The organism is Halorientalis regularis, from assembly GCF_023698535.1.
GTDB classification, from domain to species: Archaea; Halobacteriota; Halobacteria; order Halobacteriales; family Haloarculaceae; genus Halorientalis; species Halorientalis regularis.
The window spans coordinates 138,356-155,062 of record NZ_JALJCL010000003.1 but is presented as its reverse complement, the minus strand read 5'-3'; the positions used below and the strand labels follow the sequence as shown (position 1 = coordinate 155,062).

Here is a 16,707-nt window from a genome sequence, read left to right as displayed (position 1 = left end):
ATTGTTCTTTGGAAGACGGTCAGTTCGGCCGCCCGCCCCATCACCCGCCGCCCGCCCACTCGCCGAGCAGGTCCAGCTGATGGGTCACGTAGACGAGGGTCCCGTCGGCGACCTGCTCGCGGCGCGTCCGGAGCCAGTCGTCGAGGGCGCCGTCGTCGAGGACCTCCCCGGTGTCGATCTCGCCGAGCGCGCCCTCGATAGTGCTCAACACGTACCGCAGGAAGTACGCCTCGTCGTCCGGATAGCCGTCCCCGTCCGGGCGAACGATCCAGTCCGATCCCGCGACGCCGGAGACGCTCGCCCCGTCCAGGTCCCGGAGTCGCGCCAGCGCGTGGTGGCCCGCGCGGCTGTCGCCCCCCGGTTTCGCGTCCATGTGGCCGTGGTACGCGCGCTCGACGGCGTCGTCGGCCGTGTGATCGGGCGTGAACCGTGTTCCGCCGTCGAACGTGATCGGGAAGTACCAGTAGCCACCGGACGCGAGCCCCGACAGGAGCGTGGGCAGCGTCTCCAGGCCGATCACGTCGAGGACGGCCAGGCCGACCAGCAGGTCCCAGGACCGGTCGGCGTCGGCGACGAACGCCTCGGCCTCGGTGGTGACGGGCCGGACGGCGACGGTGCGTTCCGGCCAGACGAGGTCGACCCCGTCGTCGCGTTCGCCGACCTCGACGGGCCGGTCGGCGGCCCACTCGACGAGTCGGTCGGGAATCCGCTCGACGACCGCCTCGTCCCGGTCGACGGCCGTGTAGACCACGTCCCGGTCCCCGGGGAAGAGGTCCCACTCGACGGCGCGTTCGATCATCGTCCCGACGCCGGCACCGACCTCCAGCACGCGGAACGGGCCCTCGTCGTCGGCCGCCGTCGACAGGTTCATCCGGAGCTGTCGCCAGAGCCGCCGGTCCAGACTCCGGTCGTCGACGGGCCGCTTGGCGGCGAGGTACCGCTGGAAGTCGTCGGCCGTCATGCGGCGGCCCTCCCGTCGTCGGCGACCGTGTGCAGGAACTCCCGGACCCTGGCGGTCGTCTCGGACCAGTCGGGGTGGGCTTCGTACCGCTCCCTTGCCGCCTTGCCCATCCGGGCGAGGCGGTCGCGGTCACGGGCGAGCGCGCCCAGCACTCGCCGCACGCTCTCGGGACTATCCGGCTCGACCAGCGCCCCGGTCTCGCCGGGCGTCACGAAGTCCCCCGCCCCGCCCGCGGCCGACGCGACCGCCGGCAGACCGAAGCTCATCCCTTCCAGGTAGGCGATGCCGAACCCCTCGTGGCGCGCGGGGATCGCCAGGACGTGGCTCCGCCGGAGGACGGCCGCGAGGTCGTCGTCTGCGAGTCGGCCGCGCAGGTCGATGCGGTCGCCGGCACCGCTCCGGGCGATCCCGTTCTCGACCGTCTGGACGTACGTCGGGTCCTCCGCCCGCCCGACGACGGTCAACTCCCAGGGCTCCTCGACCTCGGCCAGCCCGTCGACGAGCGTGTCCAGCCCCTTCCGCGGCTCGATGTTTCCGACGAAGGCAACTCTGAGCGGCCCCTCGTGGGCCCGCGATTCGATGGTCGCGGCGTCGATATCGGGATCGAAGCGGTCGCCGGCAGGCGGCGCGACCACCGTCCGATCGTCCGGGGGCCCGCCGGTCTCGGTCACTGCGGTCCGGGTCGCGGTGCTGTTACAGACGGCGGCGTCGACGCTCCCGAGGTAGCGGCGTTCGACGGCCCGGTAGAGACCGGCGAGATGGCGGCCCTCGCTGGCCCGCAGGTGGTGAACGACGCTGACGACCGGATACGGCAGGTCACGGTTCGCCCGGACGAGCGACGGGTGGGCAAGTTCGTCCTGGAGCATCACGTCCACGTCGACGGTGAGTCGGTCGCGCAGCGACGACGAGAGATTGTCGAGCAGGCCGCGAGCGTACTGCCGGCGCGGGAGTTCGACCACCTCCACGGTGTCGCCGGCGTCGCGGAGCCCCTCGACGAGTCGCCGGTCGTACCGGAACCCGCCCGACTGGTCGTCGAGACTCCCGTACAGCGTCAGGCCGACGCGCATGGAACGGACGCCTCGTAGGCCGCGTGCGCCTGGTCGTCTTCCCAGATGGTCACCGTCAACTCCGTCACGGTGTCGTCGGTCACCTCGTCGGTCACCCGTTCCCAGACCACCCGGGCGAACCGTTCGACGCTCGGATTGTAGCCCTCGAACTCCGGTAAGTCGTTGAGCATCGTATCGGCGTACCGACTGTGGAGTCCGTCCAGTGCCGCCTCCACGTCGTCGATGTCGACGAGATAGTCGAACTCGTTCAGTTCCGGCCCCCTGAAGGCGAGTTCGATCTCGTAGCGGTGGGAGTGTGGCTCCCCCTCCGGGCCCGCGTCCGGTACAGTGAGAAAGTGCTGTGCGACGAACGACTCCAGCACCGTGACCGTGTACATATAGAACGTACCACGGCCCGTCGCCACCTAAGTCTCCCGCCGCTGCTGTGCGGCCTCGTGGGCCTTCGGCCCGCTCGCCCGCCGACTCTCCCGTCGGTCGAGGCGGCCAGCTCGCGGCTCCGTCGTCGCCACTCGCGCGTCCGGAGATGCTCGCGCCACTCGCATCTCCTGTCACTGGTATGTCAACAGAACACCCAGCGCGCGCTCGGGGGAGCCATCGAGCAGTTCGTAGGCGTCGCCGGCCCGTTCGACGGGGAACTCGTGACTGTACAGCGCCGACGTGTCGACCTCGGCCAGCAGGTCACGGACCAGCGAGAGCCGTCGCTCCTTGTCCCAGCGGCCGGTGTGGTCCGGGTCGATGCGGCTGACCTGACTGCTCCGGATCCGGACGTGACTGCGGTGGAACTCCCCCCCGAGGTGCAGGGTCGCCGGTTTGTTGCCGTACCACGACCCGACGATCACCTGCCCGGCGTAGCCCGTCGCGTCGATGGCATCGTCGAGGGCGTCGGGGTTGCCCGAGAGCTCGAAGGTCAGGTCTGCCCCCTCGACGTGGTCGGTCGCCACCGCGTCCGCCAGTGCCGTGGCGTCGGCCACGGCCGTATCAGCACCGAGTCGTTCCGAGATGTCCCGCCGCCGCTCGTAGGGATCGACGGTCACCAACTCGCCAAGGGGGAACTCCGACAGGACGGCGGTCGTCAGCAGGCCGACGATTCCCTGGCCGAAGATGGCGACTCGATCCCCGACGCGTGGCCGCCCGTCCATCACGAAGTTGACGGCGGCCTCGGCGTTGGCCAGAAGCGTCGCTCGCTCGGCGGGCTGGTCGACCGGGATCAGTTCCGACGGGGTCGCGAGGAAGTGACTCTCGTGGGGGTGGAACGCGAACACGCGACGCCCCTCCCAGTCGGAGTCGACGTTCGCGCCGGTCACGCTCACGCGACCGACGGCCGCGTAGCCGTACTGGAGCGGGTACGAGAGGGTTCCGTCGAGTACGTCGATGGTCTCGTCGATCTCGATGTCGGCTGGCACTTCGTCCCGGTAGAGCAACAGTTCCGTGCCGGGGCTGATGGCCGAGCGTTCGGTCCGGACGCGGACCTGATCGGGGCCGGGGTCCGGGACCGGCCGTTCACGAACTGTGACCTCACGCGGTCCGGTGAAGTACAGCGAGCGTGCAGCCACGGTCGATCACGCCCGAACTGGGCAACGACGGTCGTCGATCCCATTCACGAACTCGGTCCGGAACGCCGACGGAGGCTGAATCGCCATGGCATTGCCAAGGACTGTAGCTGATAAAAACTGTGTGTGGCGGAAATCCAGGACAGGCCCCTCGTCGCGCGTACGAATGTCTAGCGGTAGCCCAGCGCCGCCAACCGGTCGGTCGCGTCGCCGGTTCCGTAGACCCGCCCCACCGGCAACGGCTCCGGTGGGGACAGCGTCGGGTCGAACGTTCCTCGATCCCGTCCTTCGGTTTCGACCCACGGGACGGTCACCAGCGCCGGCACCGGCGCGTGCATCGGGTGGCCGTACAGCCCCCACTCGCCGAGAAGGTTGGCGTGATCGGCGGTGATTACGGCACGGTCGGCTGTGACGTTGTCGAGGAGGACGCCGACCGATTCGAGGGCGTACCGGAGGTTGGCCTCGTATGCCCGCCACACTCGCTCGACGGACACCTCGCCGCGCCGGAGCGCAACCCACGGGTTCGTGTCGCTACTTCGGTTCCCGGTCCGGGCCATGCCCGCGTCGCCCGTGACCGGGTCCGGGACGAACGGATGGTGGGGTTGCATGTAGTGGACGACCAGTCGTTCGGGGTTCCGGTTCCGGGCCAGCGCGACGGCCCGGTCGGTGATGGCAGCGGCTCGGACCGTTCCGATGTCGTCGTCCCAGGCGTACTTCCACACCTCGTCGAGAGCGGCGAAGGCGTCGGCGTCGAGGTACCGGTCGGTCCACGTGTTGCCCGTCACCATGGCCGTCTCGGCGACGGCGTCGGCCCGCTCCGCGCCGAAGGTCCGTGTCAGCCACTCCGAGGAACAGCTCCCGACCGACCGGCGCCGGTCGATCTCGTCCACGAACGGGAAGGGCGCGCCGACGGTCGCCAGAGCGTCGGGTCGACAGCTATCGAGAACGACCAACAGGTCCCACTCGTGATCGTAGACGTGGGTACCGTAGTCCAGCCGGCGGCCGACCGCCTGGATCGCCCGGAGGAACGCCCGCTGGAGTGGGCCCCGACCCGCGTCGTCGGCGAACATCGGCCAGTTACCCCTCGCGCCGGTACAGCACCACCAGCACGAGGATGAAGACGGCCTGGACGGCCTTGTCCAGATAGCCGACCGGCGAGAACTCCGGCACGTTCACCAGATACCAGGCGACGATCTGCACGGCGGTGAACGGGATACCGATGGCGTAGACCAGACGCCGACGGTAGTCGACTGCCACCAGCGCCGCGCCCCCGAAGAATCCCACGCCGGCCAGCAGGAAGCTGATCCCCATCGGCGACGAGATGAACTGCACCCCGAGCCAGACGTGGAGGACCCCAGTGATCGCCGCGAGGCCGAACGCCACCCAGTGTAGCGGCGACAGCGATGCCGTGTCGATCGTGCGGCCGCCCGTGGCTGTCTCTGCCATAGCCGTAGTGCGGGCGCGAGTGGCTTCAACCTTGGCCGCGTCCGGGGACGAACTTATTATGCATAATCCCTGTTTGTACATGTGAACTGCCTGTTCGTGGGTGCGGGGGCCGTCGCCGACCAGTACGCGGCCGGGCTCGCGGACGGCCCGCTCACCCTGGCGGGCGTCTGTGACACCGACGCCGACCGCGCCGAGCGGTTGGCTGCCCGCCACGACGCCGCCGCCTTCGCCGCCCTCGAGGACGCACTCGCCGCCTGCGGGGCCCCGGTGGTCGTGAACCTCACGAGTCACGGCGCACACGCGACCGTGACGCGGCGCGCGCTGGCCGCCGACCGCCACGTCTACAGCGAGAAACCGCTCGCACTCGACGCCGAGACCGCTCGCGAACTGCTCGGGCTGGCCGCCGAGCGCGACCGGGCGCTGGGCTGTGCGCCGGTCGCACCGCGATGCCCGGCCCAGCGACTGGCCGGCCGCGCCGTCGCCGACGGCCGGCTCGGCCGGGTCGGCCTGGGCTACGCCTACGCCCACGTCGGCCGGGTGACCGAGTGGCACCGGAGTCCGGATGGCTTCCTGTCGGTCGGACCGCTGTACGACGGCGCGGTCTACCCGCTCACCGTCCTCGTCGCGCTCTTTGGCCCCGTCGAACGGGTCCGCACCGCCGACGCGCTGGACGTGTGGCCCGACCGCGAGTCCGCGACCCCCGACGCGCCGACACACGTCGAGGCGACGCTCGCGTTCGCGTCGGGGCCGGTCGTCCGCCTGACCGCGAGTTTCTACGCGCCCCACCGGAGCCGGGAGTTCTACGGCGTCGAACTCCACGGCGACGACGGCTCCCTGCGGCTCCGGGACGCCGGCGCGCTCGACGCCGAGCCCGGTGTCGTCACCTTCGGCCGCCAGGGCTGCGAGTACACCCCGATGGCCCCACAGCGCCCGACCCGCGCCGGGACCTACCGCGACGGCGTCGAGCGGCTCGCGGCCGCCGTCGCCGACGGGCGACGGCCTCGGGACACCGCCCGCCGCGGGGCACACGTCGTCGCGATCTGCGAGGCCGTCGAGCGGTCGGCCACCGACGGTGGGCCGGTCTCGGTCGCCGATCCGGGCGTGACGGCGACGCGACCCCCGAGCCCGGTCGTCCGGCCGCGGCGAGCGGCGTCCGGCGGGACCGACGCCGCGACCGGTGGGGCCGCCGACCCGACCGGCCGGTCGCTCCGCCTCCCGCCGATCGGCTTCGGTTGTTCGCGCTACCGCGGCGGTGACGAGTACGTGGACCGGGCCGAGTCCATCGCGACGGCGCTGGACGCCGGGTACCGCCTGCTGGACACCGCGGAACTGTACGGCAACGAACACCGGATCGGCGACCTGCTGGCCGCGCCCGGGACGCCGGATCGGGACTCCCTGTTCCTGTTCGGGAAGGTCTGGAACACGAACCACGGCCACGTCGAAGAGGCGTGTGCCGGGAGCCGCGCGGAACTCGGGATCGAGGCGTTCGACTGCTACGCCCTGCACTGGCCCGACTCGTGGGCGTATCAGGGCCCGCTCGAACGGCTGGCGGAGAAACCCGTCGCCGAGCAGGAAGCCATCGCATTCCCCGAGGACGAGAGCGGTGAGACCCCCACCGTCGACCGCTCGCTCGCCGAGTCGTGGGCCAACTTGGAGGCGATCCACGACCGGGGCTGGGCGCGGACGCTCGGGCTCTGTAACGTCACCCGCGAGCAGGTCGAGACGGTACTGGAGGCGGGGTCGGTGAAACCTGCGGTCGTGCAGGTGGAGCGTCATCCATACCAGCCCCGGACGGACCTCGTCGAGTTCTGCCACGAGCGGGGCATCCGCGTGATCGCCCACTCGCCGCTGTCGGCCCCGGGCCTCCTCGACGAACCGGTCCTCGAATCGGTCGCTGCCGAGCACGGACTCCCGCCGGCCGCGGTCGTGCTCGCGTGGAACGTGACCGAGGGGGTCGTACCGATCCCGTCGAGCAACGACCAGGCCCACGTCGTCGCGAACCTTGCGGCGGCCGGTGAGCGACTGGACGCCGAAGCGCGCGAGCGGATCGCGACCCTCGAAGATCCGGAGTTTTCACGATGAGCGGGACCGAACGCGTGTGGTTCGGCCGGCGGCACAGATGGCTGTTCCTCGGTGGCGGGAGCGTCCTCGTCCTCGCGGCCGGCGCGGCCGCCCTGCATCGCCTGCTGGACGTCACTGCGGCGGTCGCCTGGGTGCTGGTCGTGGGTCCGATCGTCGGCTTCGAGGCCTGGTTCTATCACTCCCGCCGTGCCCAGGTCCCGACCGCAGGGACGGCGCTCCGGGTCGCCGACGCCGTGACGATGGTCCGGGGCTGGCTCTACGCCGCCGTCGCCGGGTTCGTCGTCCTCCCGCCGACGACAGTGGTCGCCTGGCTCCCGGGCCTCTGTTACGGGACCGGCGTCGCGCTCGACTGGTTCGACGGCCGGATCGCCCGCCGAACCGGCGGGGGAACACGCCTCGGCGAACGGCTCGACATGGCGTTCGACACGCTCGGGTTCCTGGTCGCGCCGGTCGTCGCCGTCGTCTGGGGACAGCTGCCGGTCTGGTACCTCTCCCTGTCGCTGGCACGGTACCTGTTCAAGACCGGACGCGGCCTCCGGCGCTGGCGCGACCGCCCCGTCCACGAGGTACCCCCGAGCGAGCGCCGCCGGCAACTGTCGGGTCTGCAGATGGTGTTCGTCACCGTCGCCTTGCTCCCGCTCGTTCCGGCTGGCCCACTCGCGGTTCTCGCCGCCGTGGTGCTGGCCCCGTCGCTGGCGCTGTTCGCCCGGGACTACCTGCTCGTGGCCGGCTACCTGCCGCGGGCGGCGGAACAGTCATAACCGCGCCGTGTCAACTGCCGGGCCGGATCGGACAGCCATGATGGCACCGACACACGTCGTGGTCGGACTGGCGCTGGGGGCCGCCGTCGCGACCGTGGAGCCGTCGCTGGGGACCGCCGCGGCGGTCGGCGGTGCCGTCGGCGGCGCCGCGCCCGACGTGGACCTGTTCGTCGGCCAGCACCGCCGGACGCTGCACGCGCCCGCACTGCTGTTCGCCCCCGCGGCGCTGGCCGCCGGGTTCGCGCTCGTCGCACCGACGCCGCTCTCGGTCGCGGTCGCGGTGGGCTTTCTCGCGGCGGCGGTCCACTCCGCCAGCGACGCCCTGGGGGCCGGCGAGGAACTGCGCCCCTGGGAGCGGACCAACCGCGACGCCGTCTACTGCCACGCCGCCGGCCGGTGGCTCCGCGCCCGGTACGTCGTCCCCTACGACGGCGCGCCGCGTGACTTCCTCGTCACGGCCGCATTCGCGGTGCCGGTCGTCCTCGTCTTTCCCGGGTCGATCCGCTGGCTGACCCTGGCGCTCGTCGCCGGCGCTGGCGTCTACACCGCCCTGCGCAAGCGGCTCCCGAAGTACTTCGAACCCATCGTGGAGTGAGGCCGCCACCAGTGGCGATTTGGGACTGCCGACCGTACCGAGTACTGTGAGCGACAGCGACCCCGATCCCCTGATCCGACGGGCCGAGGACATCGACTACGAGACGGTCGACGCCGCCGAGGGCGTCGAGAAGGGCGTCCTGATAAACGAGGCCCACGGCGCGCCGAACTTCGCGATCCGGCGGTTCACCATCGCGCCGGGCGGCGAGATCCCCGAACACACCAACGCGATCGAACACGAGCAGTACGTCCTCGCAGGTGAGTACACCGTCGGCATCGACGGCGAGGTGTACCAGGTCGCCGCGGGTGACTCGCTGTTCATTCCCGCCGGTGTCGTCCACTGGTACCGCAACGACGGCGACGAGGCGGGCGCGTTCGTCTGTGCGGTGCCCAACGGCGACGACGAGATCGAACTCGTGGAGTGACCGGGCCTGTTCGGTTTCCGAGCGACTGAAATACCTCACCCGAGTATCGGGACACGTGTCACGGCAGGTCGCGCAGGTCGATACGCTGTTCCTCCACGAGTCCGGCGACGACTACCGGGTGGTCGTCGAGCGGGACGGCCAGCGACTGTTCCAGGCCGTCCTCGAACTCAAGGAGACCGACGCCGGCCCGCGCCCGGGCCGGTTCCGGATCAAGGAGGGGACCAGCGAGGAACCGCGCAGTCCCGACGAGTTCGTCGATATCGCGCGGCGAGCGTCGCGCATCCGCATCTCACAGCAGACTTCCCAATCCGGTCGTCAGCGATTGCTGGCGATGCTCGACGGCTACCAACTGGACGCGAAGGTCGTCCGGACCTGTCGGTTCTGCGCCCGCGACGGCCGCTACTCCCCGATCACGAGCGAGACAGCCATCGAGGCCGACGACGAGTCGATCTGTCCCGACTGCGCGAAGGAGGAACTCGACCGGCAGGTGACGATGCAGGGGTCGATGAGCGCCAGCGCCCGCGAGCGCCTCGAAGAACTCCTGCTGGAGGTCCAGGACCTGGACCGCATCACCAACCTGCTGGAGGGCCGACTCGACCCCGACCTCACCAAGTTCGACGAGATCAGCGCGACGCTGGACGACGTAGAGCCAGTGTCCGTCGACTCGCTGGGCCTGCACCCGGGCATCCAGTCGAAACTCGAAGGCCGGTTCGACGACCTGCTCCCCGTCCAGAGTCTCGCCGTCGAGAACGACGTGTTGAACGGGCGCGATCAACTCGTGGTCAGCGCCACGGCCACAGGCAAAACGCTGATCGGCGAGATGGCCGGGCTGGACCGCGTCCTCAACGGCGAGGGGAAGATGCTGTTTCTCGTCCCCCTCGTCGCGCTGGCAAACCAGAAACACGAGTCCTTCCAGGAACGCTACGGCGACATCGCGGACGTGACGATCCGGGTGGGTGCCAGCCGCATCAACGACGACGGCAACCGCTTCTCCCCCGAGGCCGACATCATCGTCGGTACCTACGAGGGCATCGACCACGCGCTCCGCACAGGAAAGGATCTCGGGAACATCGGAACCGTCGTCATCGACGAGGTCCACACACTCGGGGAGGACGAACGGGGCCACCGGCTCGACGGGCTGATATCGCGGCTGAAGCACTACACGGAGACGCACGACTCCGCCGCCGACACCCAGTACATCTACCTCTCGGCGACGGTGGGCAACCCCGGTCAGCTGGCCGAGAAGCTCCGTGCCCAGTTGATCGAGTTCGAGGAACGCCCGGTTCCAATCGAGCGACACCTGACCTTCGCGGACGGACGCGAGAAACTCGAGGTGGAGGACAAACTGGTCAAGCGGGCCTTCGACCAGGAGTCCTCGAAGGGGTACCGCGGGCAGACGATCGTCTTCACCAACTCCCGGCGGCGGTGTCACGAGATCTCCCGGAAGTTGCAGTACGACTCCGCGCCGTACCACGCGGGACTGGACTACAAGCGCCGCAAAACGGTCGAGTCGCAGTTCGCCGACCAGGACCTGGCGGCGGTCGTGACGACGGCGGCGCTGGCGGCGGGCGTGGACTTCCCGGCCTCGCAGGTGATCTTCGACTCGCTGGCGATGGGGATCGAGTGGCTCACCGTCCAGGAGTTCGAGCAGATGCTCGGCCGGGCGGGCCGGCCCGACTACCACGACGAGGGGACGGTGTACATGCTGGTCGAACCCGACGGCGTCTACCACAACAGCATGGAGATGACCGAGGACGGGGTGGCGTTCAAGCTCCTGAAAGGCGACATGGAACCCGTCATCACCCGCTACGACGAGAGTGCCGCCGTCGAAGAAACGCTGGCCAACGTCACGGTCGCGGGGAAGGGAGCCAAGCGACTCAACGACCGAATGGTCGGGGAAGTGCCGACGAAACACGCCCTCGGGAAACTGCTGGAGTACGAGTTTATCGACGGCCTCTCGCCGACGCCGCTGGGGCGGGCGGTGACACGGCACTTCCTCGCGCCCGACCAGGCCTTCCTGATGCTCGACGGGATCAGAAAGGGCCGGGATCCGGCCGGAATCGTCGCGGATCTGGAGTTGCGCGACGAGGAGTGACGGGTCGTCGGGTGGACCTGTCCGGTGCCCGTAACACATATTCACGCCGCGACCGGATACCGGAGCATGGGGCTTTTCGACTCCGTCCGCGGACTCGTCTCGGGGGACGACGAGCCGGGGGACGACGCCGACGCGGCCGCGCCCGAGCGACGGGACCCGACGCCGACGACCTTCCGGAACAAGGCCGCCGACGCCGTCGCCGACTGGGACGCCCACGAATTGGACTACTCGCTCGACTCGCTCTCCAGACTCGACGACTTCGCCGACAAGCAGGGCGCGAAACTCGACGTGATGCACGACGAGGGCGACGACGACGTCGCCGACCTGCACACCCGCTACACCATCCAGGCCGGGAGCTACCTCGGTGAGGTGCTCGTCCGCCAGCGCGGCGGCGAGTGGGTGGAAGACGGCGAGCGCTGGGCGGTCTCGCTGGAGTACGAGGGCGAACCAGCCACCGTCGACGTGTTCGAGCTGGCCGGGCACTCCTTCGCCGAGGAACCGGTGTTCGGCGAGGTAGCCGACCGGTTCACCGAGGACGACGACGAAGGGGCCGAGAACCCGGACCCGGACCCCGTCGACACGAGCGACATGGAGACTCTCGCCGAGGAACTCGCCGATTTCTGGGACGAGTACGATCTGAACTTCTCGCCGCGCTCGCTCGCCCGACTGGACGAACTCGCCGACAGCGAGTGGGACGACGACCGCTTCGCGGACGCCGAACTCGGCGCGTCGGACATGGACTCGGGGATGTTCACGGAACTGGTCAAGCAACTCGGCAGTTACTACGGCGAGACGCTGGTCCGGAGCCTCGACGCCGAGTGGACCCGCCGGGACGACGACATCGTCGTTGCCGTCGAAGGAAACACTAGCGCACCGCCGGTTCCCGTCCCGGTGTTCTCGGTCGCGGAGGACTCGCTGACCGGGCCGTCGATGTTCGCCACGCGGTTCAACGATCTGACCGACCGGGCGACCCTCGAAGTCCCCGAGGTGGCGACGACGGCCGGCGTGACGCCAGCGACGGAGACACCCGCCGCCACGAACCGGGAGGACGAGGACCTGACCGCGGTGCAACCCGACAGTGCAGACGGCGAGGTCGCCGACAGCGATGCCGCCGACGCGGACGAGACTGGTGCCGATGCCGATCCGGAAACTCCGACGACCGCTGCCACTGAGACCGCCGACGACCCGGCCGACCCTGCACAGGTGGCCGGGGCCGACGCGCAGTCGGTCGACGGCGGCGTGGTAAGCGAGGGGGGCGGAGCGAAGTCGGGGTCGGCCGACGGCGACCCGGCGGAGGGGGACGAAACCGATTCCTTGGCCGCGTCGGTCGTCGGCGGGGCGGACGACACGGCGACCGGAGACAGCTCGGACGGGGGAACGGAACCCGAATCCGCCGAAACCGATGCGGACGATGACGGCAGGGTCGACGCGGAAACGGACGAGGTGACCGACGCCACCGACAGCGAGACCGCAGACGAAGCGTTTGCTACCGAACCCACCGTCGATCCCGAGGGAAAATCTCCCGTCGAAACCGCCATCGCGGAGACGGTCGCGGCAGGGCTGGTCGACCGCGGCGACGGGGCCGGGGAGGGGGACGAGACAGCGGCGACCGCAGGTACGAACGACCCTGGAGACGGAACCGACGCCGCCGAGCCCACCGAAACCGTCGACGCGCAACCGGCCGACGGCGCAGGACCCGACGACGAGGAACCGACGGCCGCGACACCCGGTGCGGGGGCCAGCGAGTCCGACCCGGACGCCGACGCCGAACGGGCGGCCCTCGCCGCGGAGATCAGCGACAGCGGGCCGGCCGAATCGGGGCCGACCCTGCCGACGCCGGCGGAACTCCACGACAACGCCGAGGCGTTCGCGGCGACCTATCCCGGCTACGACCTGGACTTTTCGCCGGACTCGCTGGAGCGACTCGACCGCCTCGTCACCGAGGAGTACGACCCGGAGACGTTCGCGGACTTCGACCTCGCGGACCCAGGCTCGCAGTTCCAGCTCGACCGCGTGACCGAGGCCGGCGGCTACTTCGCGCTGGTGATCGAGGGGACCGTCGGCGGGGAGTGGGAGCGTACCGACGACGGACTCCAGTTCGTCGTCGAGGGGGCAAACGGCGTCGCCCGACTGGATCCACTCGGGGTCGCGGCGGGGTGTTTCCGGGACGACGATTCGTTCGCGGCGACCTACGCGGCCATCCGGGATCGGCTGGGTGCGTGACCTGCCGGTGGGATTCGCGCCGGGTCCGTCGCGAGCGGCCGACGCCCGGGTGAATCCTGTAGTTTTTCCAGTCCGGCCCAAGAGAGGTGGGTCGTGGTACTCGCGCCGATCACACCCGGGATGGTGTTCGTTTTCGCGCTGATCTTCGCGCACTCGTCATGTTCGCGACGGAGCCGGTGCCCATCGCCATCACCGCTATCGGCGTGACGATCGCGCTCTTTCTCGTCGAACCGCTCTCGGCGGTCGCCGCCGACCTCGGTCTGTCGGCCGACTCGTTGATCGGCCTCAGCGATCCCGAACGCGGCATCTCGGCCGTCGAACGCGGCGCGATCACCGTGGGGGCGATGTTCGTCCTGAGCGCCGGGGCACCCTCGTGGAGGTCAGCGACGCCGAAGGGTTCGATCTGCTCCCCGAAATCGACGTGGACGAGGCCGAACTGGAGGCTGCAAACGAGCGCCAGAACCTCGTCGAGGTCGTCGTCGCCCCCGGTGCCCAGCTGGTCGGCGAGACGCTGGCGACAGCAGCGTTCCGCCAGCAGTTCGACGCGACCGTCCTCGCGCTCCGGCGCGGGCGAGGTGTTCCGCAAACGCATGGACCACGTCTCGCTGCGAGCCGGGGGCACTCCGCTCGTCCAGGGATCACCTGAGTCGCTGAAACGACTCGACCGGGGCCGTGATCAGCAACAACGCGAGCGTCGTCCTCATGATCCCCGTCGCAGTGACCGTCGCCATCGAACTGGGTGCCTCGGCGTTCTCGTTCGTCCTCGCCGTCACCTTCGCCGCCTCGACGGCGTTCATGACCCCCGCCGGCTACCAGACCAACCTCTTCGTCTACGGTCCTGGGGGCTATCGGTTCACCGACTACATCCGCGTCGGTGGCCCACTACAGGTGATCTTTGCCGTCGCCACCACTCTCGGCATCGCCTTCTTCGTCGGTGTTTAACGGACGATCTCGGTCACCGCGTCGACCAGCGGCGTAATCTCGGTGCCCTGTGCGACCGAGAGATAAAACCCCTCGTTCGCACCGACGACCCGACCGATGATCGCGAAGTCGGTGTAGGCGACAAACGCCTGTGTCTCCGAGACCGTCGGGTAGAACTCCGCGAACTGGTCTTCGCTCATGAAGTCGAGTTGGCCGTAGTGATGGAACACCTCACCAGCGTCGACGACCTCCGACAGGTCGTCGTACTCGGCCTGCAGGCGGTCGGACAGGTACACTACCCGGAAGTCTTCGGGCGTGTACTCCGCACAGACCAGGAGGTCCTCCCCGGCGTGGTCGGTCGCCACTTCCAGTGCCGCCCCCGTGTCGTAGTCCACCAGCGATTCGCCCTCGCCGATATTCATACTCCGTGGTCGGTATCGAGTGGCAAAAACGTTCAGGCCCGCACTGCAACGAAACGCTTACGTCTGGCCACGAGCCAGTTCTACACGCGGGACCGTGGGGTAGCTTGGTAACCTTTGGCGTTTGGGACGCCATACCCCCGGTTCGAATCCGGGCGGTCCCATCCCACTTTTTACTGCAGGGGGATTCGCCTTCGGCGAACCCCCTTTGCAAAAACGTGGGGAAAAACTGCTTCACGCTCGCTACGCTCGCGTGAAGTGAACCGCGCTCAGTTCGTTCGTGCGGATGCGTGCCCTCGAAGTCCGTCACGCCGCGATTTTCGCGACGATTCGGTCGGCGATCTCGCGCGCCTCGTCCTCGTTTTCGGCCACGTGGACGGGTATCAGCACGCTCTGGACGAGCCAGTCGTCGTCGCCCTCGCCGTCACCGGTCCGACCTCGCTCCCCTCGACCACGGAACTGGCGGCCTTCGCGGCCCAGTCGGGGGTCCGGATAGCGTCGAACGCGTCGGGTCGCGGTAGCGGACGTGGAAGCGGTCATCGCCGCGCGCCACGCCACTGATCGTAGGGTGCTGTGCCAGGTGCTCGGTCGGTCGGCGCGGGCAAAGAGCGGACTGCCGGCAGGTGCAGGCCGCGGAGGCTAAACGGCTCGACCCCCGTGGTAGCGTATGAGCGAACAGACGAAGAATCGACCCGTGCAGCTGGCCGACGAGGCGGAACTGGACGCGTTCGTGGCCGACCACGACCGCGCGCTGACGGAGTTTTACACCGAGGGCTGTACGCTCTGTCAGAGCATGGAACCGGTGCTTGGCAACGTGGCGCGGGCGACCGGTGTCCCGGTGGGGTTGGTGAATCCCCGCGACGATCCGCCACTGATCGACCGGTTTCGGGTGCAGAGCGTGCCGTTGCTCGTCCTGTTCGACGACGGTGAACCGGTCGCGCGGAAGGCGGAGGGATTCGTCGGCGCGGACGAACTCGAGGCGTTCGTCGCGGCGTGACTACTCCTCGAGGAGGCGCTGGACGATCTCCAGGCGCGCGACGGCCACGTCGGACGCACGCAGGTGTGCCCTCGCGTCGGCGAGGGCGGTCTCGCGGTTCTGGCGTTCGCCTCGCGAGCCTGCGCTGGCGGCGGTCTCGAGGTCGACGGCGGCCAGTGCGAGCGCGTCGGTGACGACGGCCAGGTCCGTGATGTCGTCGGTCATGGGCTCGGGAGCATCGAGGGTTCCTAGCGTGTCGCTTGCCGAACGCAGTTCCTTCTGGGCCGTCGGGAACGTCTGTTCCGCCGAGAGGTATCGCTCGTTTCGGTAGTCCTGGGTGGCGCTCCTGAATGCGTCGAGACCGCGCTTGACGTTCGCGAGCGCGTCGGGGAGTACCTCGAAGGCCGAGACGGCGCGCTGGAGCTGGTCGACCTTGGCCTCGTAGGCCGACGCAGTGAGTCGGTCGAACGCGTCGGTGTCCTCGACTGCCGTCTCGCGCTCGATGGTGTCCAGGTGTCCGGCGGCGGCCGACCGGGTGGTGCGTATTCTGCCGAGGGCGTTGGGAACTCTTCCGGTGCTATCGGCGTAGATCCGGCCGAGAACGTAGTCGAACTCCTCGTAGGCCCCACGGAGGTCGTCCTGACAGCGAATCCCCTGATCGAGAAACGTCGCGACGCCCCGGAGTCGTCGTGACGCTTCGATCTGCTCGCCACTGGCGCGACGCGGGAGTTCCTCGAGCGTACTGCGGGCCTTGCCGACGGGACCGGTCACGTGCGAGAACGTCACCTCGGTCGCGACGGTCACGTCGAGCAGCGTGGGTTGGCTCCCGCCGCTGTCTCGGCTGGCGCCGGCGAAGGCGACGTACGCGTCGTAGGCGTCGCCGAGGTGGCCGCGGGCGGTTCCGATGACTTCGGCACCGCGGCGCTCGGCCCGGTTCGGTGTCTCGGTCTCGGTGGGTTCCTCGGTGGGCTCCGCGTCCGTCGCGGTCGCTTCGGCGGTCTCGGTCGGCGGTGATTCGGAGGGCGACTCGCCGTCCTGTGGCGTGGAATCGGTGTTTGCGGGGGCCTCGGTTCCATCGAGCAACGGAATCGACTCCGAACAGCCGGCCGCGAGTCCGGCACCGACGGTCGCGAGGAGGGTGCGGCGTCGCATCACGTCAGGGATGTGTGGTCGGCGTGTTAACTCTA

Annotated in this window: 16 protein-coding genes, 1 tRNA gene and 1 pseudogene; 9 read left to right on the top strand and 9 right to left on the bottom strand. The window is 69.4% G+C overall.

The window, feature by feature from the left end:
* Nucleotides 1-40: 40 nt before the first annotated feature.
* The 6 genes from MU521_RS04815 to MU521_RS04790 all read right to left on the bottom strand — a co-directional run bounded on the left by MU521_RS04815 (nt 41) and on the right by MU521_RS04790 (nt 5,024).
* Complete coding sequence (locus MU521_RS04815) at nt 41-961, bottom strand: hypothetical protein (protein WP_092688004.1); 921 nt, start codon at nt 959-961, stop codon at nt 41-43.
* Complete coding sequence (locus MU521_RS04810; protein ID WP_092688007.1) at nt 958-2,028, bottom strand: glycosyltransferase family 4 protein; 1,071 nt, start codon at nt 2,026-2,028, stop codon at nt 958-960. The genes MU521_RS04815 and MU521_RS04810 overlap by 4 nt, the downstream gene beginning before the upstream one ends.
* Complete coding sequence (locus tag MU521_RS04805; RefSeq protein ID WP_092688010.1) at nt 2,013-2,405, bottom strand: 6-pyruvoyl trahydropterin synthase family protein; 393 nt, start codon at nt 2,403-2,405, stop codon at nt 2,013-2,015. The genes MU521_RS04810 and MU521_RS04805 overlap by 16 nt, the downstream gene beginning before the upstream one ends.
* Nucleotides 2,406-2,576: 171 nt before the next feature.
* Nucleotides 2,577-3,581 (bottom strand): zinc-dependent alcohol dehydrogenase, encoded by a 1,005-nt coding sequence (locus MU521_RS04800; protein WP_092688013.1) that lies wholly within the window; start codon nt 3,579-3,581, stop codon nt 2,577-2,579.
* Between the two features lie 167 nt (nt 3,582-3,748).
* On the bottom strand, nt 3,749-4,648 hold the full coding sequence (locus tag MU521_RS04795; RefSeq protein WP_092688016.1) for an alkaline phosphatase family protein: 900 nt from the start codon (nt 4,646-4,648) through the stop codon (nt 3,749-3,751).
* A gap of 7 nt (nt 4,649-4,655) precedes the next feature.
* The gene (locus tag MU521_RS04790) at nt 4,656-5,024 is read right to left on the bottom strand and encodes a DUF7475 family protein (protein ID WP_092688019.1); all 369 of its coding nucleotides are present in this window, start codon (nt 5,022-5,024) and stop codon (nt 4,656-4,658) included.
* An 81-nt stretch (nt 5,025-5,105) separates the two neighbouring features.
* Between MU521_RS04790 and MU521_RS04785 the strand changes: the two genes are divergently transcribed.
* The 7 genes and pseudogenes from MU521_RS04785 to MU521_RS04755 form a co-directional block, all read left to right on the top strand.
* Entirely contained in the window at nt 5,106-7,106 is a 2,001-nt protein-coding gene (locus tag MU521_RS04785; RefSeq protein ID WP_092688022.1) for an aldo/keto reductase, read from the top strand.
* Nucleotides 7,103-7,867: a CDP-alcohol phosphatidyltransferase family protein gene (locus MU521_RS04780; RefSeq protein WP_092688025.1), complete on the top strand. Its 765-nt coding sequence runs from the start codon at nt 7,103-7,105 to the stop codon at nt 7,865-7,867. The genes MU521_RS04785 and MU521_RS04780 overlap by 4 nt, the downstream gene beginning before the upstream one ends.
* A gap of 37 nt (nt 7,868-7,904) precedes the next feature.
* On the top strand, nt 7,905-8,462 hold the full coding sequence (locus MU521_RS04775) for a metal-dependent hydrolase (RefSeq protein ID WP_092688028.1): 558 nt from the start codon (nt 7,905-7,907) through the stop codon (nt 8,460-8,462).
* Between the two features lie 46 nt (nt 8,463-8,508).
* Nucleotides 8,509-8,886 carry a cupin domain-containing protein gene (locus tag MU521_RS04770; RefSeq protein WP_092688031.1) on the top strand — a complete coding sequence of 126 codons (378 nt, stop codon included), beginning with the start codon at nt 8,509-8,511 and terminating at the stop codon, nt 8,884-8,886.
* A gap of 55 nt (nt 8,887-8,941) precedes the next feature.
* Nucleotides 8,942-10,981, top strand: coding sequence for a DEAD/DEAH box helicase (locus tag MU521_RS04765; RefSeq protein WP_092688034.1), 2,040 nt, complete (start codon nt 8,942-8,944; stop codon nt 10,979-10,981).
* 66 nt (nt 10,982-11,047) lie between these two features.
* Nucleotides 11,048-13,204, top strand: coding sequence for an ICP22 family protein (locus tag MU521_RS04760; RefSeq protein WP_092688037.1), 2,157 nt, complete (start codon nt 11,048-11,050; stop codon nt 13,202-13,204).
* A gap of 340 nt (nt 13,205-13,544) precedes the next feature.
* Nucleotides 13,545-14,146, top strand: a pseudogene (locus MU521_RS04755) (TrkA C-terminal domain-containing protein); the annotation flags it as partial.
* Here the strand turns inward: MU521_RS04755 and MU521_RS04750 are convergent.
* Nucleotides 14,143-14,547 (bottom strand): DUF7522 family protein, encoded by a 405-nt coding sequence (locus MU521_RS04750; RefSeq protein ID WP_092688043.1) that lies wholly within the window; start codon nt 14,545-14,547, stop codon nt 14,143-14,145. The pseudogene MU521_RS04755 and the gene MU521_RS04750 sit on opposite strands and share 4 nt — an antisense overlap.
* Nucleotides 14,548-14,635: 88 nt before the next feature.
* On the opposite strand from MU521_RS04750, the gene MU521_RS04745 reads away from it, so the two are divergent.
* Nucleotides 14,636-14,708, top strand: a tRNA-Pro gene (locus MU521_RS04745).
* Between the two features lie 142 nt (nt 14,709-14,850).
* Here the strand turns inward: MU521_RS04745 and MU521_RS04740 are convergent.
* A complete protein-coding gene (locus MU521_RS04740; RefSeq protein WP_245681137.1) occupies nt 14,851-15,084 on the bottom strand; it encodes a hypothetical protein in 234 nt (77 codons plus the stop codon).
* Nucleotides 15,085-15,211: 127 nt separating this feature from the next.
* Here MU521_RS04740 and MU521_RS04735 point away from each other — a divergent pair, with 127 nt between their 5' ends.
* Nucleotides 15,212-15,541, top strand: coding sequence for a thioredoxin family protein (locus MU521_RS04735; RefSeq protein ID WP_092688046.1), 330 nt, complete (start codon nt 15,212-15,214; stop codon nt 15,539-15,541).
* On the opposite strand, the gene MU521_RS04730 is transcribed toward MU521_RS04735, so the two are convergent.
* Nucleotides 15,542-16,672, bottom strand: coding sequence for a hypothetical protein (locus tag MU521_RS04730; protein ID WP_092688049.1), 1,131 nt, complete (start codon nt 16,670-16,672; stop codon nt 15,542-15,544). It lies immediately after the preceding gene.
* Nucleotides 16,673-16,707 lie beyond the last annotated feature (35 nt).

What these genes read in the sequence shown, in the direction of transcription:
- MU521_RS04815 (WP_092688004.1), bottom strand. Translation starts at nt 961, where the DNA reads ATGACGGCCGACGACTTCCAGCGGTACCTCGCCGCCAAGCGGCCCGTC.
- MU521_RS04810 (WP_092688007.1), bottom strand. Translation starts at nt 2,028, where the DNA reads ATGCGCGTCGGCCTGACGCTGTACGGGAGTCTCGACGACCAGTCGGGC.
- MU521_RS04805 (WP_092688010.1), bottom strand. Translation starts at nt 2,405, where the DNA reads ATGTACACGGTCACGGTGCTGGAGTCGTTCGTCGCACAGCACTTTCTC.
- MU521_RS04795 (WP_092688016.1), bottom strand. Translation starts at nt 4,648, where the DNA reads ATGTTCGCCGACGACGCGGGTCGGGGCCCACTCCAGCGGGCGTTCCTC.
- MU521_RS04790 (WP_092688019.1), bottom strand. Translation starts at nt 5,024, where the DNA reads ATGGCAGAGACAGCCACGGGCGGCCGCACGATCGACACGGCATCGCTG.
- MU521_RS04780 (WP_092688025.1), top strand. Translation starts at nt 7,103, where the DNA reads ATGAGCGGGACCGAACGCGTGTGGTTCGGCCGGCGGCACAGATGGCTG.
- MU521_RS04775 (WP_092688028.1), top strand. Translation starts at nt 7,905, where the DNA reads ATGATGGCACCGACACACGTCGTGGTCGGACTGGCGCTGGGGGCCGCC.
- MU521_RS04760 (WP_092688037.1), top strand. Translation starts at nt 11,048, where the DNA reads ATGGGGCTTTTCGACTCCGTCCGCGGACTCGTCTCGGGGGACGACGAG.
- MU521_RS04750 (WP_092688043.1), bottom strand. Translation starts at nt 14,547, where the DNA reads ATGAATATCGGCGAGGGCGAATCGCTGGTGGACTACGACACGGGGGCG.
- MU521_RS04740 (WP_245681137.1), bottom strand. Translation starts at nt 15,084, where the DNA reads ATGACCGCTTCCACGTCCGCTACCGCGACCCGACGCGTTCGACGCTAT.
- MU521_RS04735 (WP_092688046.1), top strand. Translation starts at nt 15,212, where the DNA reads ATGAGCGAACAGACGAAGAATCGACCCGTGCAGCTGGCCGACGAGGCG.
- MU521_RS04730 (WP_092688049.1), bottom strand. Translation starts at nt 16,672, where the DNA reads ATGCGACGCCGCACCCTCCTCGCGACCGTCGGTGCCGGACTCGCGGCC.